This is a genomic window from Nostoc spongiaeforme FACHB-130, assembly GCF_014698475.1.
Classification (GTDB): domain Bacteria; phylum Cyanobacteriota; class Cyanobacteriia; order Cyanobacteriales; family Nostocaceae; genus Nostoc_B; species Nostoc_B spongiaeforme.
This window is the reverse complement of record NZ_JACJTB010000027.1, coordinates 62,681-87,936: the sequence shown is the minus strand read 5'-3', so window position 1 is coordinate 87,936 and position 25,256 is coordinate 62,681. Positions and strand designations below refer to the sequence as shown.

The 25,256-nt window shown below is 41.0% G+C and carries 28 protein-coding genes and 1 pseudogene; 17 read left to right on the top strand and 12 right to left on the bottom strand.

Annotated elements, in window-relative coordinates:
• From H6G74_RS31270 to H6G74_RS19190, 14 genes and pseudogenes are all read left to right on the top strand, one after another.
• A pseudogene (locus H6G74_RS31270) lies at window positions 1-2,055 on the top strand (hypothetical protein); the annotation flags it as partial.
• 2 nt (window positions 2,056-2,057) lie between these two features.
• Window positions 2,058-2,900 (top strand): hypothetical protein, encoded by an 843-nt coding sequence (locus H6G74_RS19250; RefSeq protein WP_190969202.1) that lies wholly within the window; start codon window positions 2,058-2,060, stop codon window positions 2,898-2,900.
• Between the two features lie 127 nt (window positions 2,901-3,027).
• Entirely contained in the window at window positions 3,028-3,387 is a 360-nt protein-coding gene (locus H6G74_RS19245) for a hypothetical protein (protein WP_190969201.1), read from the top strand.
• Between the two features lie 3 nt (window positions 3,388-3,390).
• A complete protein-coding gene (locus tag H6G74_RS19240; protein WP_190969200.1) occupies window positions 3,391-3,753 on the top strand; it encodes a hypothetical protein in 363 nt (120 codons plus the stop codon).
• A 3-nt stretch (window positions 3,754-3,756) separates the two neighbouring features.
• Entirely contained in the window at window positions 3,757-4,119 is a 363-nt protein-coding gene (locus H6G74_RS19235) for a hypothetical protein (RefSeq protein ID WP_190969199.1), read from the top strand.
• Window positions 4,112-4,480 (top strand): hypothetical protein, encoded by a 369-nt coding sequence (locus tag H6G74_RS19230; RefSeq protein ID WP_190969198.1) that lies wholly within the window; start codon window positions 4,112-4,114, stop codon window positions 4,478-4,480. The genes H6G74_RS19235 and H6G74_RS19230 overlap by 8 nt, the downstream gene beginning before the upstream one ends.
• Before the next feature lie 23 nt (window positions 4,481-4,503).
• On the top strand, window positions 4,504-4,839 hold the full coding sequence (locus tag H6G74_RS19225) for a hypothetical protein (RefSeq protein WP_190969197.1): 336 nt from the start codon (window positions 4,504-4,506) through the stop codon (window positions 4,837-4,839).
• A complete protein-coding gene (locus tag H6G74_RS19220) occupies window positions 4,839-5,150 on the top strand; it encodes a hypothetical protein (RefSeq protein ID WP_190969196.1) in 312 nt (103 codons plus the stop codon). The genes H6G74_RS19225 and H6G74_RS19220 overlap by 1 nt, the downstream gene beginning before the upstream one ends.
• Before the next feature lies 1 nt (window position 5,151).
• Entirely contained in the window at window positions 5,152-5,559 is a 408-nt protein-coding gene (locus H6G74_RS19215; protein WP_190969195.1) for a gp53-like domain-containing protein, read from the top strand.
• A 6-nt stretch (window positions 5,560-5,565) separates the two neighbouring features.
• Window positions 5,566-6,075, top strand: a complete 510-nt coding sequence (locus H6G74_RS19210; protein WP_190969194.1) for a hypothetical protein — start codon at window positions 5,566-5,568, stop codon at window positions 6,073-6,075.
• Complete coding sequence (locus tag H6G74_RS19205; protein ID WP_190969193.1) at window positions 6,072-6,515, top strand: hypothetical protein; 444 nt, start codon at window positions 6,072-6,074, stop codon at window positions 6,513-6,515. The genes H6G74_RS19210 and H6G74_RS19205 overlap by 4 nt, the downstream gene beginning before the upstream one ends.
• A gap of 173 nt (window positions 6,516-6,688) precedes the next feature.
• A complete protein-coding gene (gene mutL / locus H6G74_RS19200) occupies window positions 6,689-8,362 on the top strand; it encodes a DNA mismatch repair endonuclease MutL (protein ID WP_190969192.1) in 1,674 nt (557 codons plus the stop codon).
• 520 nt (window positions 8,363-8,882) lie between these two features.
• The gene (locus tag H6G74_RS19195) at window positions 8,883-10,055 is read left to right on the top strand and encodes an FIST signal transduction protein (protein ID WP_190969191.1); all 1,173 of its coding nucleotides are present in this window, start codon (window positions 8,883-8,885) and stop codon (window positions 10,053-10,055) included.
• 6 nt (window positions 10,056-10,061) lie between these two features.
• Window positions 10,062-11,147: a sensor histidine kinase gene (locus H6G74_RS19190; protein ID WP_190969190.1), complete on the top strand. Its 1,086-nt coding sequence runs from the start codon at window positions 10,062-10,064 to the stop codon at window positions 11,145-11,147.
• A 5-nt stretch (window positions 11,148-11,152) separates the two neighbouring features.
• Here H6G74_RS19190 and H6G74_RS19185 read toward each other — a convergent pair whose 3' ends face one another.
• Complete coding sequence (locus tag H6G74_RS19185) at window positions 11,153-11,782, bottom strand: hypothetical protein (protein ID WP_190969189.1); 630 nt, start codon at window positions 11,780-11,782, stop codon at window positions 11,153-11,155.
• A gap of 564 nt (window positions 11,783-12,346) precedes the next feature.
• Between H6G74_RS19185 and H6G74_RS19180 the strand changes: the two genes are divergently transcribed.
• Window positions 12,347-15,796, top strand: a complete 3,450-nt coding sequence (locus tag H6G74_RS19180; RefSeq protein ID WP_190969188.1) for a tetratricopeptide repeat protein — start codon at window positions 12,347-12,349, stop codon at window positions 15,794-15,796.
• Window positions 15,797-15,891: 95 nt separating this feature from the next.
• Here H6G74_RS19180 and H6G74_RS19175 read toward each other — a convergent pair whose 3' ends face one another.
• A complete protein-coding gene (locus H6G74_RS19175) occupies window positions 15,892-16,572 on the bottom strand; it encodes an HAD family hydrolase (RefSeq protein ID WP_190969187.1) in 681 nt (226 codons plus the stop codon).
• 245 nt (window positions 16,573-16,817) lie between these two features.
• Between H6G74_RS19175 and H6G74_RS19170 the strand changes: the two genes are divergently transcribed.
• On the top strand, window positions 16,818-17,591 hold the full coding sequence (locus tag H6G74_RS19170; protein WP_190969186.1) for a glucosamine-6-phosphate deaminase: 774 nt from the start codon (window positions 16,818-16,820) through the stop codon (window positions 17,589-17,591).
• A gap of 24 nt (window positions 17,592-17,615) precedes the next feature.
• Here H6G74_RS19170 and H6G74_RS19165 read toward each other — a convergent pair whose 3' ends face one another.
• The 7 genes from H6G74_RS19165 to H6G74_RS19135 all read right to left on the bottom strand — a co-directional run bounded on the left by H6G74_RS19165 (window position 17,616) and on the right by H6G74_RS19135 (window position 22,434).
• Window positions 17,616-17,816 (bottom strand): hypothetical protein, encoded by a 201-nt coding sequence (locus H6G74_RS19165; protein WP_190969185.1) that lies wholly within the window; start codon window positions 17,814-17,816, stop codon window positions 17,616-17,618.
• Between the two features lie 197 nt (window positions 17,817-18,013).
• A complete protein-coding gene (locus H6G74_RS19160; RefSeq protein WP_190969184.1) occupies window positions 18,014-18,259 on the bottom strand; it encodes a hypothetical protein in 246 nt (81 codons plus the stop codon).
• Between the two features lie 730 nt (window positions 18,260-18,989).
• On the bottom strand, window positions 18,990-19,418 hold the full coding sequence (gene psb34, locus H6G74_RS19155) for a photosystem II assembly protein Psb34 (protein WP_190969183.1): 429 nt from the start codon (window positions 19,416-19,418) through the stop codon (window positions 18,990-18,992).
• A gap of 330 nt (window positions 19,419-19,748) precedes the next feature.
• Window positions 19,749-20,105 carry a Rieske (2Fe-2S) protein gene (locus H6G74_RS19150; protein ID WP_190969182.1) on the bottom strand — a complete coding sequence of 119 codons (357 nt, stop codon included), beginning with the start codon at window positions 20,103-20,105 and terminating at the stop codon, window positions 19,749-19,751.
• A 95-nt stretch (window positions 20,106-20,200) separates the two neighbouring features.
• Window positions 20,201-21,160 carry an orange carotenoid-binding protein gene (locus tag H6G74_RS19145; protein WP_190969181.1) on the bottom strand — a complete coding sequence of 320 codons (960 nt, stop codon included), beginning with the start codon at window positions 21,158-21,160 and terminating at the stop codon, window positions 20,201-20,203.
• A gap of 58 nt (window positions 21,161-21,218) precedes the next feature.
• Entirely contained in the window at window positions 21,219-21,734 is a 516-nt protein-coding gene (locus H6G74_RS19140) for a response regulator (RefSeq protein WP_190969180.1), read from the bottom strand.
• Window positions 21,735-22,032: 298 nt separating this feature from the next.
• Window positions 22,033-22,434 carry a fasciclin domain-containing protein gene (locus tag H6G74_RS19135; protein WP_096646635.1) on the bottom strand — a complete coding sequence of 134 codons (402 nt, stop codon included), beginning with the start codon at window positions 22,432-22,434 and terminating at the stop codon, window positions 22,033-22,035.
• Window positions 22,435-23,069: 635 nt separating this feature from the next.
• On the opposite strand from H6G74_RS19135, the gene H6G74_RS19130 reads away from it, so the two are divergent.
• Entirely contained in the window at window positions 23,070-23,354 is a 285-nt protein-coding gene (locus tag H6G74_RS19130; RefSeq protein WP_190969179.1) for a hypothetical protein, read from the top strand.
• Between the two features lie 476 nt (window positions 23,355-23,830).
• Here the strand turns inward: H6G74_RS19130 and H6G74_RS19125 are convergent, their stop codons facing one another.
• The 3 genes from H6G74_RS19125 to H6G74_RS19115 form a co-directional block, all read right to left on the bottom strand.
• Complete coding sequence (locus tag H6G74_RS19125) at window positions 23,831-24,316, bottom strand: allophycocyanin (protein WP_190969178.1); 486 nt, start codon at window positions 24,314-24,316, stop codon at window positions 23,831-23,833.
• Window positions 24,317-24,545: 229 nt separating this feature from the next.
• Entirely contained in the window at window positions 24,546-24,833 is a 288-nt protein-coding gene (locus H6G74_RS19120; RefSeq protein ID WP_190969177.1) for a pentapeptide repeat-containing protein, read from the bottom strand.
• 142 nt (window positions 24,834-24,975) lie between these two features.
• On the bottom strand, window positions 24,976-25,248 hold the full coding sequence (locus H6G74_RS19115) for a hypothetical protein (RefSeq protein ID WP_190969176.1): 273 nt from the start codon (window positions 25,246-25,248) through the stop codon (window positions 24,976-24,978).
• Window positions 25,249-25,256 lie beyond the last annotated feature (8 nt).

Genomic DNA, 25,256 nt, shown 5'->3' with positions numbered 1-25,256 from the left:
CGATTTCCTGGTAGACAAGACACTGTTTATAACGTCTACATCACAGCGAATATAATCAACGACTCCTACGGCTTTTGGTACGATATTCCCTGCAAAGGGATAACAATTCGGGGGCCTCTTTCAAACTGGGGAATAAAAGAATACGACAATGACGAAAACCTTGTATTTGTAACAAACGCCTGGGGCGAAGAAGTTGGTGCAAGGTGGTACAAAGCAGACGGTCAAGTTCATACCCTAGCAGGAATTGAACGCCTTGACGGTGCAACAGAAGCACCGGAAGCACCAACGAAAAATCCAGAAGAACCGCCTGCACCAATTCCAGCACCAGACTATCCGCCACCTTTACCTAGACCAATAGTTCCCGGTGAGGACGATAACGAGATTGTCCCTTTTCGGCGACCAGCCCCAACACCAACGCCACAACCGCCGCCGGAAGAACCACCCGCACCAGAACCACCAGACAACCCAGAACCAGAACCGCCACCAACAGTAACGCCACAACCGCCACCAGCACCAGAACCACCCGCGCCAGAACCACCACCAGTCCCAACCCCTCAGCCGCCGCCACCTGCGCCCGGCTATCCTTCACCGTCGCCAACTCCGACACCGACCCCAACTCCAACCCCAACTCCAACCCCAACCCCAACTCCGACACCAACCCCGACTCCAACCCCAACCCCGACTCCAACTCCAACCCCGACTCCAACCCCAACTCCAACTCCAACTCCAACTCCAACCCCAACTCCAACCCCAACTCCGACTCCTACACCAGAACCGCCGCCAGTTCCCGAACCACCACCAATCCCTCAACCGCCACCAGTTCCCGAACCGCCGCCAATACCAGAACCACCCCCAGTCCCCGAACCGCCACCAACACCAGAACCACCACCCCAACCACCACCAGTCCCCGAACCACCCCCAACCCCAGAACCACCACCAGTCCCCGAACCACCCCCAACACCAGAACCGCCACCAATTCCCCCAGTTCCACCAGTCCCCAAACCACCACCAACACCAGACCCACCACCAGACGGAACCCCGCAAACCCCGCCAATTACGCCACCCGTGCCAGAAGAACCCAAACAACCCCTACCACCTTTTTGGATTCCGCCGATTCCGGGCAGAGTCCCACTGCCACCAGCCCAACCCCCACAAGAACCACCCGCAGGCCCCGGCTGTGACACTTGCGGAACTGCGATTTTAGGACAAAGCCAAAACAACGGATTAAAACTAGATGCTTTAACAGCAGTGCTTCAAGGTATTGATTTATCACTGTTAGCCGTAATCAATGCCAAACTTGGCCCACAAATTCCAGGTGGTTTGTCAACAAAGTTAGTTAACGGGTTTAAATGGCTAAAAATTGATAGGGCATTAAATTTACTCACACTCGCCGCGACAATTCATAACGCTTTCATGCTCAGTAACAACCTTGGACAAACTCTATTAGGAATAATAAATAATGTTTTACAAGTAATTGGATTGAAGGACGACGACGGGACAGCGTTTGATATTGGGTCAATAATTAATAGCAGTATTGAAAATCTTGTTAAATCAATCGTCGGTGAAGAAAATTATGACGCTATTTCAACAGCTTGGGCTAAAGCCAATAGAATCTATCAAGCAACAACAAATGTTTTGAACAATTTAATGAACGTAAACGCTGTAATTACTAATGCTTTAGAAATTATTGGCGGATACACAGGCAGAATTGGAAATGCTTTGAGAACTTGGGGTGTAGTTGGTGAAAAGGCTTATGCTTGGATGAATCCACAGCCAAACTTTGACAACAAATGGATAACCAAACTTCAGCAACTCCAAGAAGGTGCTAACACTGTACAAATGATTTCACAAGTACCAATTGATGTTACTAACTCTATTACCGAGTTTAATAATTCAACCACAGAAATGATTAAGGCTATCAAACAGGAACCAGACACTAAAGACGGTATAAATCCAGGCGAAGCATCCAAAGTTAAAGCAGAAAGAGAAACAGCCAAAGCCGCTAGTTTTGCCCCTTCATTTGATATTTCAGATTTGTTCGATGCGGATGATTAACCATGACAGAATTACCTGCAAACTTTGATTCGTGGGAACATCTGCAACAAACTTATATGCTTGAATACAACAAGCGAGTAGATAAGTTTTTTAGTGATGTTCAAGGCAATGGTGATTTATCCGGCCCTCGTCCGTCTCTAAAATTAGCTTGCCGTCTTAAAGATGATGACAACATCGCAACATGGAACTTACGAACCTCATTATTTTTTGATGTGATTGGCTATAGTCGCAAGAACTTATCAATCTTTTATGGCAGTAACTTAGACATTACTCCACCCGTTGCTGGACATCCCCAACTATTTTTATATTTCTCGCAAGACTCGCAAGCCGTACCAGCAAACGGTAAGCGGTTAGACCATGAGAAGTCGTGCAGGTTAACCCGTTATGCTTGTAAATCTGGTGAAGCTTTACCAGCAGTTACAAAAGCAAACTTGTTAGATATTGCTAGAGAAATAAAACAACAGTTTATGGAAGGTCAAAAAGGTATAACTTACACTGCTGGTAAATTAGCAGTAAGTTACACCGACCCGATAAACGGTTTTCCCCGTGGTGGTCGCTGGTTGGTCAATTCAAAATCTGAAGCAATTACCCTTTATCAAAAGTTATGTAACGTCATAGACCGACCGTTTGAGATTAATAAAGTCAATGTCAACACACCAGAAAAAGACAGTACAAGCTCAACCTCAACGCAGAATGAGACGGTTTTAGGAAAGCAGTACAAAAAAGCTGCATATAGACCAGTGGCTAACTTAAGATTTCGTTATGCCTATGTATCTTTTGGTGGCACAGTACCGTCAATATTTCTGATAGATACAACTTATAAAAATACAGCACTCCTAGCTTAAATTACTTAGGTTTACATTAATACTCCAGAACACAGGGAAATGTTATACATTTCCAAGTCCCGGAACCCTATCAAAGCAGTGTTAGTTATTGATTAATTAGATTTTTTACAGAGTTTGAATTTAATCTATGGCGACAAGAGTTAACGGGGTTGACAACGTGCCTCATCTAGTTGGCACAGGTACAAATCAAGTTTTATTGGTTTTACCTGATATTTACAGTACCGTTGGCACAGCATTAGGAGTAGTAAAGCTCACAGGTGATCCGCCAGCAGGAGTTTCTTCAACTACGGTCGCGCGTGCCATAGCAGAAGGTTTAGTTAGAAAAATTAAAATCTCTTACATTGGTGCAAATGCTAAACGCAAAACCTCAACTTTAATAGTTGCTGGTGATAAAGCAATGCAAGCTCGCGCCTCTTTGATTGGCGCTACTTATAGCAATTTCAAGATTAGAACTGCTTACTATCCAACTCGTATTCAACTTGGGTAATTTATGCCCAAACTTCAGAAGTATTTCATTACTGATGTTGCACTTGATAAAATCTATTTCCGGTCAACGGCTGGACTTTATCAAAGTATTGGTAGTGCAGTAACTGGAATTTACCCAGCACCAGATAATGAATTAGATAAGCCGGAAGTGTTGGTTAAAAATCTCTTGCTTGAAGGTCTATTAATTCGGCTTTCTGCAATTGTTTTAGTAAATACCAAAAGAAGAAATTTAGAGCTACTTTGCAATAAATTAGTTTTTCCTAGTGTCTTTGATACCGGACTTGGTAAAACTTTTTCTATTACTAATGGGGCTTCTGGCACAATCAAATCTTTAAATCAACGTAGACGACAAGTCTCTAGAGGATGAAATATGGCAAAGTTAGATAAATTCGTGGCGACTGTTGGAACTGCTAAATATGCTTTTCGCGCTCCGGCCGGCTTATACGATGGCACAATTGCTACAGAAACAGGAATTGCTGTAGCAGCAGAGGGAGATCAAGATTTACCAGAATATAAAGTTGCAGAATTGATGAAGAAGGGTATTCTTCGTCGTGTTAATGCCATTACTAGAACTTCAGCAGGTAGACCCAGCCGTATAGGACTGCTTTGTATTAGTACAAAACTTGCAACTATTTTGGATGCGCTCAAGGGCGACCCTTACTCTATTACTGGTGGCGGTAGCGGAACTATTGTAAGTATTGGTTTCGCTCGTCGTATCGTTAGCCGTGGCTAATTGGGACTTAATCGGGGAATTAACTGTCAGTAACTCATGGCAGTATTTCCCCAATGAAGTGCTGGCTTCTGAAACTTTTCGGATTACTACCACAATCCAAAATTTGGATGATTGGACTACTTGGAAGTTCAAAAGCGCAGCTTATCTTCAGTTCATTTACCCGAATGGTGATGCTACACCATCACATTATATTCGGGTACGTGATTTACCAACTATTTATGAATTTCCTATTCCAGAGCCTTTGAAAACGGAAGGCTATTTGTTGAGAACTCCAGTTATTATTAGGTCGTCTCGATATTTACCACTGACACCTAATGATATGTTTGCTCAGTGGAAATTTAAGTTAGAAGCTTGGCTTTAAAAATAGCTAATTGAGATTAAATCATGGGCGTTACTAATCCCACAAGTACAATAATTTCGGACAAAGAACACGAAACTTTTAGTAAGTGCAATAACAACACTGTTAATTTACTAACTAATATTGCTACTAATGTTGTCGATGAGAATCCTAATCGGATTTATGCACTTTTTCAGAATAACTCTAAATTCGATATTACTTTGATTTTGGGAGATTCTAAAGGGTCAGGACTAGAAAAGGGTATTGTTTTATATGCCCGTGGTGGTTGCTTTCAAATCGATACTACCAATCTTTACATCGGTAAGGTTTCTGCTATATCTGCTAATAATTGCAAGCTTTCTTTTGTGGAGTGTGTTGAATAATGGCTTTATACAATCCAGCAAGCGTTACGGTGGTTGAGCCGACTAGTAGCATATCTACACCAAGCAGTGTTACTGCTTCCACGGGCAGCATCACAATTTTGGCTTCTAACAGCAACCGTAAAGGCGGGACTATTTGGAATAATAGTACAGCCAGACTTTATATTGAGTTTGGTGCTACTGCTTCCACAAGTGCTTTTACTGCCAAACTTGAAGCTGATGGATATTACGAAATTCCTTTTAACTATACTGGTGCAATTTCTGGTATTTGGACAGCAGTAAACGGTAACGCTTTGGTACGAGAACTAACATAATATGCCTTTAACTAACCCCAACACCGCAGCACTACAGAAAGCTAATAATTTGAGTGATTTGGCTAATGCTGCTAGTGCTTGGCTAAATTTAGGGGCTAATCAATCTTTGGCGGATAATGCTGGATGGATAAAATTACCAAATGGATTGATTCTGCAATGGAGACGATTTACTGTCACAAGCCAACAGTTTACAGGCGGAACAATCTACAACTTTGACATTACTTTCCCTATTGCGTTTAACACGGTTTATCAGTGTGTTGGTTGTCAGAATACTACAATGCCAGCGACTTTTTTTATGAATTTGATTTTTGATAGTTTAACGAACAGTAAAGTCACAGCCAAAATTGTTTACCAAACTACTTTAGCTAGTGCAAGTCCAACTTTTACAGTATTTGCTATAGGTGTTTAACTTAATATGTACTACGTTAGTTTTGATGAAAATAATCAAATCAATGGTTTTTTTAATGACCAGATAAATAGCTTAATCCCTGACTCAGCCATTCAAATTAGTGATGATAAATGGCGCGAATTAAGCTCAAACCCTGAACAGTATTTATTACAGGATGGGCAAATTATTTTAAGTCCGCCCCAGCCACAATCAACGATTACACCGCAAATTAACTGGGCTGAATTTAATCGAAACATGCAATCTAATGCTGCATACAATCAATTTATTTCTGATGCAGTTGATAAAGACGCTGTACGTAGACTTGAAACTTTGGCTATTACTTTAGGAGTGACTAATCGCCAAGATTTTAATTTAGATGACTTGATATTACTTTGGAATATGGTCTTAGCGTCAATTCCTACAGAGAATCAACCTTTGGCATTTGCTATTTCCGAATGGAATCAAATTGCTAATCAATCTTATATGCCTTTTGAGTTTGGGACAGATGGCTCTATGGCAATCCGTGATAATTCATGAAGCAAGTAATAGCGGTTACTGCTACACCTCAACCGCAAGGTATGTACATCACTTGGGAATCAACTGGTGTTGTTTTGGGTGTGCTGGTGAGTGCTTCAATGCTGATTGGAATAGCTGTTAAAGTTGTTTCCAAATTCAATTCTATTACTAATAGCATTCGAGATTTGCGAGAGGATTTGAACTCACACACCAAATCCTTGGAACAAACCCAGCTTCTGAACGATAAGCTTTTTACGTTTGAGAAACGGCTTGACGTTCACTTACAGGATTATGTCAACCACAAAGACGCTGATTTGTTGGCGATAAATGGACTGAAGGAGAAAATTGAACATAAAGCCGAAAAGGCTGAGGGTTACTTTAAAGAGCTAAGAATTGAGATTAAAGACATTCAGGGTTTCTTGAACAAGCAGCAAAATTTTAGAATCCGCAATGACCAGTGATACCCTCTGGGGATTCACTCTAGTCACCTTCCTCAGATTTTAAAATCCCTTCTTTTAGTGTAGGTGTTTAGCATCAGGTGTTCATGATCAGGACTTATGCGCCAGAATTATTTGTGGAGATGGGGTGTAATTTTTCCTGCACAAGAGTTGCCTACTAGCCTAAACTGTAATTTATGGCATCTACTATTCAAGCTTTACCAACCGAAGTCGTATATCTCATTACAGCTGGTGAGGTGATAGACTCCTTGGCATCTGCTGTGAGGGAATTGGTGGAAAATTCTCTAGATGCAGGTGCAACGAGGATTGTGGTTTATTTATGTCCGCAACAATGGCGCATTCGTGTAGCTGACAATGGCTGTGGGATGAACCTGGAAGACTTGCAACAAGCTGCTATAGCCCATAGTACAAGTAAAATTCGCTCCAGCGATGATTTATGGAAAATTAACAGCTTGGGATTTCGGGGTGAAGCGTTGCACAGCTTGACGACTTTGGCAGAGTTAGAAATTTTGAGTCGTCCTGCTGATGGTAATTTGGGATGGCGGGTGGTTTATGGTGATGATGGCAAAGCACAAATAGTAGAAGCAACAGCGATCGCACCTGGTACAGTAGTTACAGTTTCTAATCTGTTTGGTAATTGCCCATCTCGCCGCCAAGGTTTACCCAGTGCAGCACAGCAAATGAAAGCTGTACAAGCCACAATTTATCAAATTGCTTTGTGTCATCCGCAAGTAACATGGCAACTGTGGCAAAATGACCGCGTATGGTTCACCATTTCTCCCGCCGCCACCACCGGACAACTACTGCCGCAAATTTTACCCCAAGTCCGCCAAGGGGATTTACAAGAACTAAAACTCGAAATTCCCCACCCTCCCAACTCCCAACTCCCCACTCCCCACTCCCAACTTTCCCTAGTAGTCGGACTCCCAGACAGGTGTCATCGCCATCGCCCAGACTGGGTGCGAATCGCTATGAATGGCAGAATGGTAAAATCGCCAGAACTTGAGCAAACTATTTTGTCAGCGTTTCATCGGACTTTACCACGCGATCGCTATCCTATTTGTTTATTACATCTAGAAATTTCTCCCGACCAAATTAACTGGAATCGCAACCCAGCCAAAACGGAAATCTATCTGAATGAATTAAACTATTGGCAAGAGCAAATCACCCAAGCAATTGACCAAGCACTCCGCATTGATGATGCGAACTTTAAAGAAGCTGTCCAAACAACCAGAGTCAGCAAATTACTCAAAGCCGCAGAAGAAAAAGGTGGTTATAAATTTAATCCCAGCAAAACACTCAGCACTCAGCACTCTCTCAAAGCAGTAGCCCAAGTAAGCAACACTTACATTGTTGCTGAACATCCTGGTGGTATGTGGCTAGTAGAACAACATATTGCCCACGAGCGAGTTTTGTACGAACAAATCTGTGATCATTGGCAACTTGTTCCTGTGGAACCCTCGATTATTCTTTATCAACTGTCACCCGCACAAGTTTCACAATTGCAACGCATTGGTTTAGATATAGAAATCTTTGGCGAACAACTTTGGGCTGTTCGGAATATACCTGCACTTTTGCAACAACGAGAAGACTGTGCAGAAGCTATTTTAGAACTTAGTTGGGGCGGAGACTTGCAAGCGGCTCAAGTTGCAGTTGCTTGTCGTACCGCCATTCGTAACGGTACACCACTGAGCCTACCAGAAATGCAAATATTGTTAGACCAATGGCAACGCACCCGTAACCCCCGTACCTGTCCCCACGGTAGACCAATCTATTTATCCCTAGAAGAATCAGCCTTAGCCCGATTTTTCCGCAGACATTGGGTAATTGGGAAAAGTCACGGGATTTAAGGATTAGGGGTATAGGAGGCAGAAGGGAAGGGGTTGGGGGTTGGGTTTGAGAGAAAGTTGCACACCATATTAAATATGTTATTTGCTTGATTTCTAAGTAATTCGAGTATTATTTATAACAAATATTTTCATAGCGATCGCTCGTTCATATCCATAATTTAAGTACAAATTAGTATTTTTCATCAGACTTTAAAAAACATTATCTTCCTCGTCGATTCTTAGCTGTCATACTGCGAATGATTACGATATGTTACCTATTCTTTTATGACAATTTCTAAATTAATTTGAACTGGATATGAATTCTTGAATGATAGTTTACTAAAAAATTCATATTAGTAGCGTTATTCTCTAGTAATTTGTGGGAACTCTGAAAATAGTTGATTTATCAGGTTTGCACAGACTTAAATGTAGATTAATTTATCCAGATGTTAACCAGGCAATAATATTTTGATTTAAATTTTATTTTTACATTTGCTTAACGAAGTAAATAAATACATTTTTAATTAATTGAGAGGATGAAATGTTAAAAGTGATTCTTGGTCATAGTGATGACCCCGATACTCAAGAAGCGACGAAAGATGTGCTAGATAGATGTGTGAGTCAATTACGTGATTTACCTGGAATACCAGTCAAAGCTGGTATGATATTTGCGGCGATAGACTTTGATCACGCACTGATTCTCAAAGAAATTCAGCAAGTATTTCCAGCGATTGACTTGATTGGTTGTACTACAGATGGTGAAATATCTTCAATATTGGGGTTTCAGCAAGATTCCTTGACGCTGATGCTGTTCTGTTCTGACACTGTAGATATTCATGCAGGGATAGGGTACGAAGTCAAAGAAAATCCCTTGGCGGCGGCGCAGCAAGCAGTACAACAAGCTACGCAGAGGTGTAGCACCCCGGCAAAATTATGTGTCACCTTACCTGCTAGTTATTTAGCAGATGGTTCTACTACCAATGGCGAGTTAATTTTGGCAGGGTTGAAATCAGCTTTAGGTTCTGAAGTGCCAATTTTAGGTGGTACAGCAGGAGATCAATTTAGGTTTAAAACAGCTTATCAATTTTTTGGGAATGAAGTTTTTACAGATGCACTCCCAATTTTGATTTTTTCTGGGGAGATTTTGTTTTCTTATGGGACTGGTTGCGGTTGGACACCCATTGGACGCAAGAGTATTGTGACGAAATCCCACGGAACGGTGGTTGAGGAAATTGATGGAGTCTCAGCACTAAAATTTTATCAGCGATATTTGGGCGATCGCCAACCAACAGCAGAAAATCCTTTAGCAGTATACGAAGGAAACAGCGATCGCTACTATATGCGAGTCCCGAATACTTGCACACCAACTGGTAGTATTAACTTTTTGGGCAGTGTCCCAGAACAAGCCACGGTTCAAATGACAGACTTTAACCGTGATGATGTTCTTTATGCTGTCAAAACCTCACTTCAGAAAGCATTAAACAACTATCCCGGCACAGAACCAGACGCTATTTTACTATTTTCTTGTTGCTGTCGGCGTTGGTTATTAGGCACAAGAGCCAAAGAAGAGTATCAAATTATCAAAACAGAACTTGGTAAAGAAATTCCGATTTGTGGTTTCTATACTTACGGTGAATTTTCTCCCATACAATCACAAGGTTCTACTTATTATCATCAAGAGACATTTGTGACTTTGCTAATCGGCACAAAGTAAAGGGTTATGCAAGATATAGACTACGATGGCAGACTCAAGGAATTAGAAAAAACTGTGCGAGTTTTGCAAAAAAAATTAGAACGTTCTGAAGCAGACCGCCAACAATTAGAGAATGCTAGTGAAGTTAGAGAATCACTACTCAAAAATGTGATTCGAGAATTAGAAGCATCACAAATTGCTTTAGAAAATCGCGGTCAAGAATTAGAAAATATTTTGGGCAATCTCAAGGCTTTACAAATCAAATTAGTAGAATCTGAAAAAATGTCTGCTCTGGGAGTTTTGGTAGCGGGAATTGCTCATGAAATTAATAATCCCGTTAGCTTTATTTACGGTAACTTAAATTATGCTCATAAATACTTTCAAGATGTCCTAGGTTTAGTAGAAATTTACCAAAAGCATTATCCCAAACCAGCAATTGATATCCAGAAAAAAATCAAAGCCATTGAACTTGAGTTTATCCAAGAAGATGCACATAAGCTATTTCAATCAATGATGTGCGGTGCCGAGCGTATTTGCGAGATTATCAAATCACTACGTACCTTTTCTCGCCTGGATGAAGCCGAGTTCAAAACTGTTAACATTCATGATGGGATTGATAGTACTTTAGTAATTTTAAATAATCGGTTTAAGGCATCATCTAATAAATTACAGGATATTCAAATTATCCATAAATATGGAGAATTACCATTCGTTGAATGTTATGCAGGGCAACTTAACCAAGTATTTATGAACATCTTAGCTAATGCGACTGATGCTTTAGAAGAGGCAGTAATTAAAAAAAGATGCACTCAAGAGAATTTCCATCCCACCATTGAGATTGAAACTAAAGTTATTAATCATGATTGGGTAGAAATTAGTATTGCTGACAATGGTTTAGGAATTACAGAACCAGTGCAGACAAAATTATTCGATCCGTTTTTTACGACTAAAGATATTGGTAAAGGCACAGGCTTGGGTTTATCTATTAGTTATAAAATTATTGTGGAATTGCATAGAGGTAAATTAGAATGTCATTCAGCGCCAGGAGCAGGAGCAAACTTTATTATTCAAATTCCTATTCGACAATCTAAAAATTCAGCACTAAATGACTGAATAATTCAATCCAGGACTCGAAGAAGTGTCACACCACTAATGGCTGCATAAATGGGTGAATAAGCTACAAGAAAAACTGGAAGACTATAAATGCCAGCTAAATTCCTTACCCCAAAAATTATAATTATCGCAGCGATTAAAAACACCACAATATTCATAACTATCCACAATGCTGCTTGTGGAGGTGTAAATCTGAGTGCTAAAGATTGGAGAATTCCCATTACCAATGCCGCTATGATTAAGGCAGTAATAGAACTAGCGATCGCTCCTCTATTATCCCAAAGAGAACGAGTTTGACCAACTCCCCAGCTAGTAGACATCACAAAAGCAATAGAGAAGGCAATTCCCAGCCAGCCAAAAGCACTAGCAAGTATCCACCAAAGACAATTGGTAAACCATCTCTGCAAAACAAACCATTGAAATATCCCAATCACTACACCAGCCACCACCGCCGCCGCAACCATACCACCAACCACTATATTTGGTAAAGCTGAGGGAGGGAAAAACATACTCACTATACTAATGGCTAACAATCCTACACCAGTGCCAACAAATCCACCAAGAGTAAAGCCGATTACTGTTAACAGCATCCAGCGTCCCCACACTCCTACACTCAAAGAATTTTGGTCACTCACTGTTTAACTCCAATTTTGATGACAACCCATTACAAATTAAAATAAACCCCTCAGAATGAAGCATATAACTGACTGCACTTCGCAGGCAATTATATGCTTGTTCATATCGATTTGGTATGAGTCCTATATTTAAGACTGTCGCGCGAGTATCAAAGACTCTCGCGCGAGTATTTAAGACTGTCGCGCGAGTATCAAAGACTCATTCACGAGTATTCAAGACTGTCGCGTGAGTATCAAAGACTCATCCGCGAATATCAAAGACTCTCGCGCGAGTATTTAAGACTCATTTACGAGTATCAAAGACTCGTCCGCGAGTATTCAAGACTCTCGCGTGAGTATCAAAGACTCTCACGCGAGTATTTAAGACTCATTTACGAGTATCAAAGGCTTATTCACGAGTATTCAAAACTCATTCAGGAATATCAACTAATAGCAAAAGTCTCTGGGAGTGAACTGAAATAGATTTTGCTTGAAGTTATCTAAAGATAACTAACGCTACGAGACTTGCAATGGATTTTGAAGTGTGATTTAAGCTAAATTAAGTATTTTCTGATATCTGCTGGCATGAGTATCAATTTCAGAAAGCGATCGCTCACAGATGGCAATCGGGCATTACAGTTATTTACAGACCGTCATGAATTGACTCGCGTATTTGCTGCTTACATAAATGAGGAGCCAGCAGCAGAAACAATATTATCTTTTTATGGTGATGGTGGTAACGGCAAATCTTTACTGCTGAAGTTTTTACGCACCAAGTGTTGTAAGCGGTTCGGTACGGATACTTGGCAGAAACTCAAGACAAAAACGGCGGCGGAAGTAGCAGAAGATATCGAGTTTGCCCATAGTTGGGAGTTTGAGCAAGTACCCGCAATTTTACAAGACTTTGGACTAGCACCGAATGGGGATGATCAACCCCAAGACCCATTTTATGGGTTGTTGATGCTTAGGCGATCGCTGGCACGGGCGGCGACAGAATTAAACTATCGGCTGCGGTTTCCCTTGTATGATTTTGCCTGTGTGTGGTATCTCAAGCAAAAAAATCGCCTCACGCCGGAGAAGTTGCAAGAATGGTTTCCCAGCGAGGAAGTTGATTTATTAATTGAAATTGGCAATGCTATTAGCGGCACATCTTGGGGAACTATTGGTAAAGCTGTCTTTGGCATTTTTGATAAGCACTTGGGAGAGAACTTTCAGCTATATTTACAGCGACGGGGACTGAAAGAAGCAGAGGTACAAGAAATTCGGGGGATGGATGCGGAAACGGAATTAATCAATGAACTCCCCCGCTATCTGGCGCAAGATTTGAATGTGGCGATGTTGCAAAAGAAAGCACCACCCAGAATTGTGTTGTTTTTCGATACTCATGAAGCTTTTTGGGGAAGTCAACGGCAACAAACAGGCATACTATACTTTCAGCGAGATGAATGGCTGCGGTATTTTCTCGCCGAGTTGGAATTGCAAGCGGGGATAGTCGCCGTCATCGCTGGGAGAGAAGCACCGCATTGGGAGGAAGCTGATAATTTTTCGATTCCGCAACAATATATAGATACTCAGTTAGTCAGCCATCTTTCCCCGACTGATGCAGACGTGTATTTACGCCGTGCTGAGATTAGAGATGAAGAATTGCGGCAAAGTGCGATCGCCTACTCTAGTGTGAGAGAAAATCAAGTACATCCCTTACTGTTGGGTTTGTCTGCGGATGTGATTTTACAAGCCCAAGCACAGCGAGTTACTCTCAGCGCAGCAGATTTCCCCAAAACAGCCGAGACGGTAGATAAAGCCCAAATCTTGATTAACCGACTGCTGAAATATGCAGATAGAGAAATTAGTTATGCGGTTCACGCTTTAAGTGCTTGTCGTTCATTTAACTTTGAAATTTATCGCCTGCTGGGTGCAGAATTACATTTCACATCTAGCAAACCAGCCTTTGATATCCTCACAGAATTTTCCTTTGTTTGGGATGTGGAACAGTTAGGAGAAGACTGGTATCGCATCCACGACTTACTGAGGCGGTTAAACTATGAAACCAATAACGCAATTACTCAACAGGCTCATGATGTTTTAGAAAAATACTACCGCCAACAGGGACAAGTTGCAGAAGCAATATATCACGCTAACCGTTTAGATTGGCGACGAGGTGTGTATGAGTGGGTAGAAGTGTTTGAGGAAGCATTACGCCTGAGTCGTTATCAACAATGTCGCTCACTGTTGGAAGTCAGAAGTGAGTTAATCATTAACAGCGATTTTCAACTGGGTAGAGTGTCGCAGTTTGAAGGTGATTACTATGCTCAATTAGCGAGATATTCAGCAGCGCAAACAGAATATTTAGAAGCTGTGGCTGCATACAACCGAGAATTAACCATCACCCCCAACGATACCTCTACCCTCAACAACAAAGGAATAGTGTTATGCAGTTTAGGGGATTTACAAACCCAACTAGCCCAGCATCCCCAAGCCCTACAATCTTACACCGATGCGATCGCTACCTGCGACCAAGCCCTCAAACTTGCTCCTGATGATATCTCGGCTCTCAACAGCAAAGGAAGTGCGTTAGGAAGTTTAGGAGATTTGCAAATCCAACTAGCTCAATATCCCCAAGCCCTACAATCGTACACCGATGCGATCGCCGCCTACGACCAAGCCCTTAACCTCGCTCCTGACTATATTCAAATTCGCAACAACAAAGGAGCAGCATTACAAAATGTGGGAGATTTGCAAACCCAACTTGCCCAGTATCCCCAAGCCATACAATCTTACACCGATGCGATCACTGCCTGCGACCAAGTTCTAAAACTTGCTCCTGACGACAACTACGCTCTCAACAACAAAGGGTTAGCATTAGAACGTTTAGGAGATTTGCAAACCCAACTAGCCCAGTATCCCCAAGCAATACAATCTTACACCGACGCGATATCCGTCTACGACCAAGCCCTCAAACTTGCTCCTGACTATATCTCTGCTCTCAGCAACAAAGGGGTTGCGTTAAACAGTTTAGGGGATTTGCAAACCCAACTAGCCCAGTATTCCCAAGCAATACAATCTTACACCGATGCAATTGCCGCCTACGAACAAGCCCTGAAACTTGCTCCTGACGATATCAATGCTCTCAACAACAAAGGGGTTGCGTTCCAAAAATTAGGGAATTTGCAAACTCAACTAGCTCAGTATTCCCAAGCCATCCAATCTTACACCGATGCGATCGTCGCCTACGACCAAGCCCTCAAACTTGCTCCTGACTATATCTCTGCTCTCAACAACAAAGGGGTTGCGTTACACAGTTTAGGGAATTTGCAAGCCCAACTAGCCCAGCATTCCCAAGCCCTACAATCTTACACTGATGCGATCGCCACCTACGACCAAATTCTAAAACTTGCTCCTGACGACAACTACGCCCTCAACAACAAAGGATTAGCGTTACAAAGTTTAGGGAATTTGCAAACCCAAATAGCCCAGTATCCCCAAGCCCTACAATCTTACACTGATGCGATCGCCACCTACGATAAAGCCCTAAAACTTGCTCCTGACTATATCTCTGCTCTCACCCACAAAGGGGTAGCGTTAAACAGTTTAGGGGAATTGCAAACCCAACTAGCCCAGTATCCCCAAGCCATCCAATCTTACACTGATGCGATCGCCGCCTACGACAAAGCCCTAAAACTTGCTTCTGACTATATCCCTGCTCTCAACAACAAAGGGGTAGCGTTACAAAATTTGGGAGATTTGCAAACCCAACTGTCCCAGCATCCCCAAGCCATCCAATCTTACACTGATGCGATCGCCGCCTACGATCAAGTCCTCAAACTTGCTCCTGAAGATATCTATACTCTCAACAACAAAGGGAATACGTTCCAAAAATGGGGTAAATTACTTTTACAGTTATCCCAACAACCAGAAGCAATCAATCATTTACAAGCAGCATTAGCCGCCTTTAATCGCTCCTTAGCCATAGCCCCCGGTGATGAGGACGTTCGCAATCAGCGAGATGAAGTACAAGAATTGCTGGATAATTTATAGAACTTACGCAGACTCTACGATTTCTTGGCATTCTACCCTGCGGGAAGCCGCTTGCGCGTAAATCCTATTAAAGTGGGGCTAGGAGCAATTAAACTCTAAAAATTGATTGCACTCAAATCTGGTTCAGTCGAAGAGTTTAAAAACGTCCACAATTGCAAATCGGTAAAATCGGGAATTGCCATAAACGCGCCGACTGTTTGCAGATTTTGTGGATCGTGGGTGGAGGCGATACCAATGGTAGGAATACCAGCCGCAACAGCCGCACGAATGCCAGAAGGAGAATCTTCCAGTGCGATCGCTTTCTGTGCGTTAATCTTTAACTTGTTTAAAGCAGTTTGATAAGGTGCAGGATCAGGTTTACCAGCAATGCAATCCTCTGCCAAAATCACTGTATGAAAAGCTTCTTTAATCTCTAAAACCTCAAGCACAAATTCTACATTCAATCGAGGGGCATTGGTGACTAATGCCCGTTTTAGCTGATGTGTCTCTGTCCAAGCTATGAGTTCAGTAAATCCACTCAACGGTTGCAGATGGGAAGCTAATTCACGAAACAATGCTTCTTTATCGTCGGCAAATTTCTGTCCTTCTGCTGGTGATAATTGCGGCAAAATATCTTTGACAATTTCTGGATTCAAGCGGCCACTAATCCGAGATTTGTAGAATTTTTCATCTATTTCAATGTTGTAGTCTGCCAACATTTGCTGCCAAGCTTGGTAATGTATCGGATCAGTATTGACAATAGTGCCATCTAAGTCAAAGAGAACTGCTGCCAGCATAATTCTTTAAGTGTAAATAAATATTAACTTTCTTTACACAGTTTACCTTAAGAAGTGTGAAGTATGAAAGGAAGAAGTTCATATAATTAAGTAGGGTGACACACTGCTGAAAGGATGTTTTAACAGTTATCTTGTTGGTAAGTGGTGATGCGTTACGGCAAATTTATACTTTGTGTCACGCTCAAATCCTCACATTGCCGTAACACACCCTACTCGACTTCACACTTCACACTTCAGACTTCACAATGGTTGCTGCCAAAAATTTTTTTCGTGTTGATGATTTACAAGTGCAAGTTTACAATTCTGAAGCAGAAATGGCTGAGAATGTTGCACAAATTACTAGGAAATATTTAAAGGATATCTTAGCAAAACAGGGTAAAGCTGCTGTTTTATTAGCCACAGGGAATTCCCAACTCAAATTTCTAGATGCGTTAATTAAGTTGGGTGGTGTAGATTGGTCAAAAATTACTTTATTTCACTTAGATGAATATTTAGGCATTACGGCTGATCATCCTGCGAGTTTTCGACGTTATCTACGAGAACGGGTAGAAAATAAACTGACTCCGCAGGAATTTCATTATATAGAAGGTGATACATTAGAGCCTGTAGCTGAATGCGATCGCTACACACAATTACTCCAAGCACAGCCAATAGATTTATGTTGCTTAGGTATTGGCGAAAATGGACACTTAGCTTTTAATGATCCTGATGTTGCTAATTTTCATGATCCTTATAGTGTCAAGTTGGTGAAATTAGATATAGTCAATCGCCAACAACAAGTGAATACTGGTCATTTCCCCAATATTGACAGTGTGCCACAGTATGCTTTTACTGTTACCCTGCCATTAATTTGTACAGCCAAAAAAATTATCTGCCTAGCACCAGAAAAACGCAAAGCCCAGATAGTAAAACAGATGTTACAACAAATAATCAGCACTGATTGTCCGGCATCGATTCTCCGCCGTCAATCACAGGCAACTTTATTTTTAGATGTCGACTCTGCTAGTTTATTGGATTAAAAATCCTAGATGTAATCACCAGCACTACTCGCTAGTTTCTAGCTTAATCCTAGACAAACAAGCCTCAAGATAAGGGCAATCTTCACATTTGAGTTCTTCGCCTGGATTAGCACAGCCACAAGGAGGCGAAATCAAGCATTCGGTTAGTTTTTTAGATGTAGAAGAAGGTTTTAATATTATCTCAACAGCCGCTTCTTGGAGGCAGAAAATTACATCCTGCATCATATATATGGAACCTTTGGTCATCTAGGTAAACTAATTATTCATTCGTGATGTTTAAAAAGTTGATAATGAATTCTGAGTTTTTATTATTGTATTTTACCGAAACAGTGATGAGTAATGAGTAAGAAGTAAAATTAATTACACTCAGGACATAGGGTTTAAAGTCCTAATTTCAATCCCCTAACTTTAGTTATAGGGTTTCACTCAGCATTCAGCACTTTCAACTCAGCACTCCTGAACTGATAAGTTTCAGTTGACCACTTTACCCATGCTGAAACTTGATCTTCAAAAACAAACTCTCGTCTTTGAGAATTAACAGTCTCAGCTACTAATACCTTGAGAGTTACGGTTTGCATATTATGATTCATAATCTGCTGTCCGTAACCAATCACTTTTCCTAGATGACCCGTTTGTTGATTCAGCACATAATCACCAATGGTGAACATAGTGACACTTTCAACGTTAATAAATAGGTGAATTTTTAAAATTCTCTATAAAAAAATAAATAAAAACCTCATGCTTATAGGATGATTTACTTTATCCTATTTTCATATATTTTCTAACTATCGATAGATGTCATCTTAATTTTAGCCGTAACGCACCAAAAGCTTTACGGCAGATTTATTACGCTATCGTTAACAGATCCTACATTTATTTTAAAAATCCAATATGATTTCTATAGTGCAGTACGCTTCAGATCAGAACCCTGAATTACAATAAAACCAGGATTTACGCACAGGCTACGGAAAATCTAAACACAGAGGTGCAGAGAGAAGTTGCGTGCGCGGGTTCCCCGCGTTGAGCAAACTTCGGGAGTTCATGGAGAAATGAGGGTTTGAGAGGTGTTTTGCGTAAGCCCTAAAAACCTACAAATAATGACTCATCCCTCTTTCAAGAAACCAGATTTTCTGAGGGCTGAGGAATAAGCTAGTAATTTTCTTTGAAAAATCTATATTCATCACATTTTTTGTTAACATAACTCAGAAAAAACGCTCCGAACCACGCTGTATTATCGCCCGATATTCGCATCCGATTGTTGGGCAACAACTTTAACTAGTAGTTCATCGCATGAGTTCTGAGTTGTTAGTGGTGGTCAGATCCCAGGCTTCTTGGAGAAGTCCAGGATATTGTAGCGCATCAAAAATTAACGGGACAGACTACTAGCTATTGTTAAACCTAGCTGACAGCCAATGCAGTTAGCAGTATCAGAGCAACAAACACAATAGCTAATGCCCCCTGGAAGATGTATCGCTGTTGCTGTTCTGGTGAGGGATATTCTGCCAAGGACATAGCAGGCTGAATTGCGTAGTTATCGATCATTCCCTCATCATCTACTGTGTAGCCAGTTGCGAGGGGTACATTAAGTAATTGACTGCCTTCTCGATGTGTACGCGCTTGAACTTCAGCGGGGATCAGTTCACTGCCATCACTACGAAGATGTGCGATCGCTTTGTTCGGTTTCTTTCCTGCTTTTAAATCTCCTTCTTTATTAAAATGCATTTCCAATGGTTCGCAGATGTACACCTCAGCTTCCATAAAGAAGCTGTCAGCAGTCATACAATCATCAAGGTTGAGGATCTTCCCTTCTTTATCGGTGTAGCGCATGGGCGTGACCTCGTATTTAAGTTATATGTAATTATTATAACAAATTATTTACTAAATTGGGACACTTGTGATATTATTAATATCCTTTTTTTATTCATAACATTTTTACCTTTGTAAAAGTTCCAAAAACTGTGTTGCAACTAAATATGGGGTCTTGTCTATCAATCCTTAATTCATGTTGCACCCAAGGTTCAACAGATAGTATTGCTAATAATTGAGCTTGATAAAAACAAAGAAACCTCTGAAACACGCGGGTTCAGAGGGTTATGCAGGTGTAAATGAGTTGCTTGCTACCTAAATAGCCCCTTTCTAATAGAGTATTTACCAACTCTACTCCTCTAGACCCACCCAGATACTACCTTCTTCTACGCGGGTTGGAAAAATTGTCAGAGCCTTTTGTTTGGAAACCATAGCCAAAACTCGTCCCACACCAGGCGGCCAGGGACTCCAGTCTTTGACATCTCCACTTTGGAGGTCAAAGGCACTATGATGCCAAGGACAAACGATTGCATTGTCTTCCGTTACTTTGCCACCTTGCAGAGGCAGCCTCATGTGAGGACAGGCATTATCTATCGCATAGATATGCTCTTTGTGATGCAGGAGTAAGATCGTGTAGTTACCCACTTTCAGCACCTTCCGCGCATCTTGGGGGAGCGCATCTTGAGCAAGCACCTTGACCCAATTCATAAAAACCTCCAGCATTTAAGTCTAATCATCATGGTTATAGAAAACCAAATTGAGGAACTTGTCGGGTCTACATCCCAAAACACCCCAAACCTTTTCTACTGGATAAAGCCCATGTTAAGTAGTTCCTGGGGAGTTGCTAGCACGTCAATTGCCACAAAGAAAATCTTGCCTTGCGGATTGAGCAAGAACCGCCATGCTAGATTTATGCCAACACTGTCACCAAACCAGGGAGTTTGCACTTTACCTGTCACTTTAATCTGGGTGAATTCTCCTTCTGTTGGTTCAGATACCCCTCGCTCTGGTATGAGTTTGAGTCCGTAGCATTCTTCGCGCATATAGACGAGGATGTTCTCCTGACCCACAATTGGTTCTTGGAAAGGGGGTTGCAGGGCACCATCTTCAGCAAATAAAGCTACAGCCCCTTGGAAGTCAAAGGCGTTCATATTCTCCACATAGCTTAGGACTGTCAAGTTGTTGATACCCTCAATGCTGACCTTAGTTCGGGGTGCGATATCTTTAGGAGGAACCACAGGTTCTTTGACTTTTTGGGTGCTAACTGTTGGGGCATACCCCATATTGACAACAAGATTTTGTAATACGGTAAGTTGCTGACCCCCTTCCAGTTGACGGATAGCTTGGAGGACATCTGATGCCTGTGCAGACAGTTCATAACTTTCTGGAATGGGAGCAACTATTCCTTGTTTCATCCACTCGCCTAACTGATACCAGAAACCCAACTTAACATTCGTGCCGAAAGATGAATATGTACGGCAGATTGGAGTATCACTATGGTTAACCAGATCGCACATAACTTGCGTTTGCTCTCTAGCAGGCATCTGCTTGATTTGAGTCAAGGTTTTTTCTGCGAAGACCATATTGGCTGCTCCCATAGCAGCAGGAGTGATTGTAACTCCCATCTCGGTATAGGCAAACCAAAGTAAAGCCAACTGATCCTCAGCACTGAGTTGGTTGCATGATTCAACCGTCGCGGGAATTGCATTAGCAACTTGAGTTCCTGGAAAAATGGAGCGTGCAGACTCGATAGTAAACGACATTTTTAAAAATCTCCAGAACGAAATTACATTAATTGATAGTGTTTCAAAAACGGTGATGCTAACTTGAAACTGATGGTTCTAACAGCATTTCCAGACTTAAATCACCATGTCCAGAAACATGACCTAAAATCTGTTGGGCGATCGCATATGAAGACTGTTGGCAAATAGCTAAACAGGCAAGCACAGCCAGAAACTCATCAATATCCATAGGTTTGGTAAACCATAGGTCAAACCCCGCAGACAAACCACGTTGGCGCATCTTTTCATCGGCGTAGCCTGTCACAGCAATGGCTAATACCACTTGCCCTCGCTCTTCCGCTTTGCTTTTCACTTGTTGAATCAGGGCATAGCCATCTTCCTTTGGCAAACCAATGTCACTCATGACGATATAAGGTTGCCATTGCTCAAATATCTCCAGAGCTTGCAGGGCTGAAAACGCTTGTTGTACCTTAACACCATAGAGTTGCAGCAGGATCGTCATCAAATCGCAGAAATCGACATTATCGTCTACGATAAGTACTTCCAGCCCTTGGAGGAATGAAAGATTATTCAGAAATCTATTACTTGGATACATAACTACTCCAATTGAGATTTCATGTACAACGATTGCTAAAACCCCTCAGTAATTCCCTAAAGGAGTGAACTGTTAGAGAGCAAGAATATAGCATCCTTTCTCCTACAGCATGACAAGTTGCTGTTTCATTTCTTGGTTTATTTGATTAATTACGATATGAAAAGTAAGGAAAGTTTTAGAGATGAATTCTTTCAAAATTCTTTGATTAAAAAACATTCATCAGACAGTTATAGGGCAGTGACTATTAAATAGTCACTGCCCTATAGATACTATTTCCTATTCCTATTTAAGCGTTTGCTTACGCAGGAATCAAAACTGTATCAATGATGTGAATTACACCATTATCAGCAGCAACATCTGGTGTTGTGACTGTGGCATTGTTTATCTTGACACCTTTAGAAGCGTCAATTTTTACATCTTCACCTTCAACGGTTTTAGCTGATTTCAGCTTCACCACATCCGCCGCCATCACTTTGCCTGAAACAACATGATAGGTCAGGATTTTTTTGAGCTTGGGAATGTCCTGAAGCAATGCCTCTACTGTACCTTTGGCAAGCTTCGCAAACGCTTCATCAGTGGGTGCAAAGACGGTGAATGGCCCAGTTCCTTTAAGAGTATCTACCAGACCAGCAGCTTTGACCGCAGTTACTAGGGTGCTGAAAGAACCAGCATTAATAGCAGTATCAACAATATCAGCCATGTGTTTTACCTAGGAGCGTGAAATCTGTGAACAAGATTTAGTATGACACCCTGTTGTCATAAATCATGTTTAAGCAAGTGTTTGAATAGCGTATAATTTGTCTGATTTGTATTAAAAATTTCCCGAATATTTTTAAATTAATTAAAAAGACATCACTTCAAATCATGCTTCAAAAATATAAGATACTTACACTAAAATTTACAACATTTATTATGAATAAAATTAGTAAATTTCATACAGATTTCAATAAAATAGTCTATTTTGTAGATGCAAAACTAATTAACCTCCAAAAGGAATATTACCACTGATATTCTGGGGTGATTATCGCTCACAACATGAAGTTAAATCGGCAGCATTCCACTTTTTCCATCAATACCTGGAAAGGTATTGCTATAGAGATAGTGTATCTTTGTAATTCCCCGACTTTTTCATCCAGGTTTATAGCTTATAAGCATTTAGAAAAATTAACTAAAAATTATTACTCTATAATTACCTTCTATACATTTATCCAAAGGTTGATTTTTTAAATATAAATGTCTTGCCGTCCTTCTCAACTTCTCATTAATATTGAGATTGAGTTTTTTCTCTCTTGTAATTGTTAAAATGTAGTTAAGCTTATACACTAAGACAAAGTTATGGTTGGAAGTAAAAGATTTGATGATACATTAGCTGCTATTGAGTTAAATGCAGCCCGAAAATTAAACTGGGATTATAATCAGTTCAAAGACTATTTTAGTTTTACAGTAAACAAGGAAGCTATTGAGATAGTCCTCAAGAATCAAATCGACGAATCTCAGTTAAAAACTTTAAAGCAAGCTTTGTTAGATTATGGTTTTCAGTACAAAAAAACTGTCAATGATTTGCTATTGGTTTTTGAGCAAAATGTTGAATTAAGAGAAAGCAATATTATAGATTGCTAGGAATACTGTACTAGCCAGTAACTAGCAATCATGAACGATGTACACGAGGACAAATGAAAATTTGTCATTTGTCATTAGTTGTTTCTCCACTTGCTCTGTGTTGCTTGCTTCTTCAAGTTAGGAGTATCTAGATAAATATAGGAATCCGGTTGGATTTGAAGAAATTATTTGCGTAGAGAGGGAATAGGAAAGAAGGGAGTAGAAGTGTACTGAATTTTGTCAAAAATAAAATATGAGTCCTATATAAGATAGTGACTCATTTGGACTCTGAGTTGCATCTGGTACAGCAATAAAATAAAGCCGAATTAAATTCTCAATAAGTCTCAGTAAACTAAGGTTGAGTGGTTTGAGTCAACAGTCCTTAAACCCCATCTCTAAAATTTAGGCAAGACTATCCGTAATCTGGGTTGTGACACCCATAGACACGGAACGGCTTGTCGCTAGACATTGCTCTCCAGTTGATTGTTATTGTCTGCCTATTGCAGATTAGTAATTAGGTAGTCGAAGTAAATGCCAACAACACTTGCATCTTCTCCAGACAACATTGAGATAGTGATGTTCTTCATAGCACGGATACTTTCGACAACGCCATCAATTGGGGTACCGAGAGATTTGTACATTTGGCGAACACCAACAATCCCGATCTCTTGAATTGGCGTAGTATCTCCAGCTGCGACACTGTAAGTAATCAACCGCAGGTAGTAATCCATATCGCGCAGGCAGGTGGCAGTCATACTTTCGCCGTAGGCATTGCCACCTGGAGCAACAAGGCGTGGAAACCTCTGAAACAGTTGCTTTCCAGCTTGCTTAACAATACGATCGCGGCTTTGAGTTAAAATTTGCACAAGTTCTAGACGGTGCTGACTGCTCTTAACAAAGATATTAATCTGGTCTAGTTCTCCAGGAGTGAGATAGCGAACCTCTGCATCTGCATTTAGAATCATCTTGGTAATAATACTCATTGACGAACTCCTGAAAGATTTAAATTAGTTGTAAAATGCGTTAGGCGATCGCATATTGAAGATTGCTGCAATAAACAGCATCCCTTCTCCTCAAGCATGACAAGGCGCTGTTTCATTTCTGGGTTGATTTGATTAACTACGACATGAAAAATAATCTGTAACATCTAACGATGAGCAGTGCCTTTAGATTAAAGGCACTGCTCACCAATAGCAGATTTGTTGTCAAGCGTTAGCTAAAGAAATAATTGGCAGATTCTAAGAGATCGTTGTGTGTTCCTCCATCAGGCATTTTTGCCCCCCTCAGATTAGCTCTACTGAAATTGGCTCCTTTGAGTCCAGCCCAGTTTAAATTAGCGTTGCTTAAATCTGAGCCGCTCAAGTCTGCGTTGCTCAAATGTGCGCCACTCAAATCTACTCCACTTAAATTAGCTTTAGGCAGGCTTATTCCTCTCCAGTCTGCCTGTCTAAAATTTCTTTCTCCGGCTGCATATCGTTTTAAAACTTCATTGGCATCCATATTGGTTGCCTCACAATGTGTAGCGTTATCGCTGTTTATATCTTTATTATAACTCACAGTCTGCCATTATAACATCACCGTTTTCTCTTTGCGATCGCATCTTGTTAGGTTGGGTTGCTTAATGGAGTGCTATTTAAATCAATCATCTGTTCTGTAATGTTTTTTGGGACACAACTATCTGATTTGCTTCCTCAACTGCGGCATTCAGTGCTTGATAGGCTGTTTCATAACAACCAAACAAGCATGAGTCAAAGTCTGCGATAGGGTATGGGTTGCGCTCTAATACGTTATCGATAGCGATCGCGTAAGAATACTTCTTTTGATCTAAAGGGTGGGAATGTACTGCCACATACCACTTTATAGTTTTTCCACCCTCAGATTTAGTCCCATCTTTTTCTAAGATTGGTTTATACATTGTTGGCT

What these genes read in the sequence shown, in the direction of transcription:
- H6G74_RS19250 (WP_190969202.1), top strand. Translation starts at nt 2,058, where the DNA reads ATGACAGAATTACCTGCAAACTTTGATTCGTGGGAACATCTGCAACAA.
- H6G74_RS19245 (WP_190969201.1), top strand. Translation starts at nt 3,028, where the DNA reads ATGGCGACAAGAGTTAACGGGGTTGACAACGTGCCTCATCTAGTTGGC.
- H6G74_RS19240 (WP_190969200.1), top strand. Translation starts at nt 3,391, where the DNA reads ATGCCCAAACTTCAGAAGTATTTCATTACTGATGTTGCACTTGATAAA.
- H6G74_RS19235 (WP_190969199.1), top strand. Translation starts at nt 3,757, where the DNA reads ATGGCAAAGTTAGATAAATTCGTGGCGACTGTTGGAACTGCTAAATAT.
- H6G74_RS19225 (WP_190969197.1), top strand. Translation starts at nt 4,504, where the DNA reads ATGGGCGTTACTAATCCCACAAGTACAATAATTTCGGACAAAGAACAC.
- H6G74_RS19220 (WP_190969196.1), top strand. Translation starts at nt 4,839, where the DNA reads ATGGCTTTATACAATCCAGCAAGCGTTACGGTGGTTGAGCCGACTAGT.
- H6G74_RS19215 (WP_190969195.1), top strand. Translation starts at nt 5,152, where the DNA reads ATGCCTTTAACTAACCCCAACACCGCAGCACTACAGAAAGCTAATAAT.
- H6G74_RS19210 (WP_190969194.1), top strand. Translation starts at nt 5,566, where the DNA reads ATGTACTACGTTAGTTTTGATGAAAATAATCAAATCAATGGTTTTTTT.
- H6G74_RS19205 (WP_190969193.1), top strand. Translation starts at nt 6,072, where the DNA reads ATGAAGCAAGTAATAGCGGTTACTGCTACACCTCAACCGCAAGGTATG.
- mutL (WP_190969192.1), top strand. Translation starts at nt 6,689, where the DNA reads ATGGCATCTACTATTCAAGCTTTACCAACCGAAGTCGTATATCTCATT.
- H6G74_RS19195 (WP_190969191.1), top strand. Translation starts at nt 8,883, where the DNA reads ATGTTAAAAGTGATTCTTGGTCATAGTGATGACCCCGATACTCAAGAA.
- H6G74_RS19190 (WP_190969190.1), top strand. Translation starts at nt 10,062, where the DNA reads ATGCAAGATATAGACTACGATGGCAGACTCAAGGAATTAGAAAAAACT.
- H6G74_RS19180 (WP_190969188.1), top strand. Translation starts at nt 12,347, where the DNA reads ATGAGTATCAATTTCAGAAAGCGATCGCTCACAGATGGCAATCGGGCA.
- H6G74_RS19175 (WP_190969187.1), bottom strand. Translation starts at nt 16,572, where the DNA reads ATGCTGGCAGCAGTTCTCTTTGACTTAGATGGCACTATTGTCAATACT.
- H6G74_RS19170 (WP_190969186.1), top strand. Translation starts at nt 16,818, where the DNA reads ATGGTTGCTGCCAAAAATTTTTTTCGTGTTGATGATTTACAAGTGCAA.
- H6G74_RS19165 (WP_190969185.1), bottom strand. Translation starts at nt 17,816, where the DNA reads ATGATGCAGGATGTAATTTTCTGCCTCCAAGAAGCGGCTGTTGAGATA.
- H6G74_RS19160 (WP_190969184.1), bottom strand. Translation starts at nt 18,259, where the DNA reads ATGTTCACCATTGGTGATTATGTGCTGAATCAACAAACGGGTCATCTA.
- psb34 (WP_190969183.1), bottom strand. Translation starts at nt 19,418, where the DNA reads ATGCGCTACACCGATAAAGAAGGGAAGATCCTCAACCTTGATGATTGT.
- H6G74_RS19150 (WP_190969182.1), bottom strand. Translation starts at nt 20,105, where the DNA reads ATGAATTGGGTCAAGGTGCTTGCTCAAGATGCGCTCCCCCAAGATGCG.
- H6G74_RS19145 (WP_190969181.1), bottom strand. Translation starts at nt 21,160, where the DNA reads ATGTCGTTTACTATCGAGTCTGCACGCTCCATTTTTCCAGGAACTCAA.
- H6G74_RS19140 (WP_190969180.1), bottom strand. Translation starts at nt 21,734, where the DNA reads ATGTATCCAAGTAATAGATTTCTGAATAATCTTTCATTCCTCCAAGGG.
- H6G74_RS19135 (WP_096646635.1), bottom strand. Translation starts at nt 22,434, where the DNA reads ATGGCTGATATTGTTGATACTGCTATTAATGCTGGTTCTTTCAGCACC.
- H6G74_RS19130 (WP_190969179.1), top strand. Translation starts at nt 23,070, where the DNA reads ATGGTTGGAAGTAAAAGATTTGATGATACATTAGCTGCTATTGAGTTA.
- H6G74_RS19125 (WP_190969178.1), bottom strand. Translation starts at nt 24,316, where the DNA reads ATGAGTATTATTACCAAGATGATTCTAAATGCAGATGCAGAGGTTCGC.
- H6G74_RS19120 (WP_190969177.1), bottom strand. Translation starts at nt 24,833, where the DNA reads ATGGATGCCAATGAAGTTTTAAAACGATATGCAGCCGGAGAAAGAAAT.
- H6G74_RS19115 (WP_190969176.1), bottom strand. Translation starts at nt 25,248, where the DNA reads ATGTATAAACCAATCTTAGAAAAAGATGGGACTAAATCTGAGGGTGGA.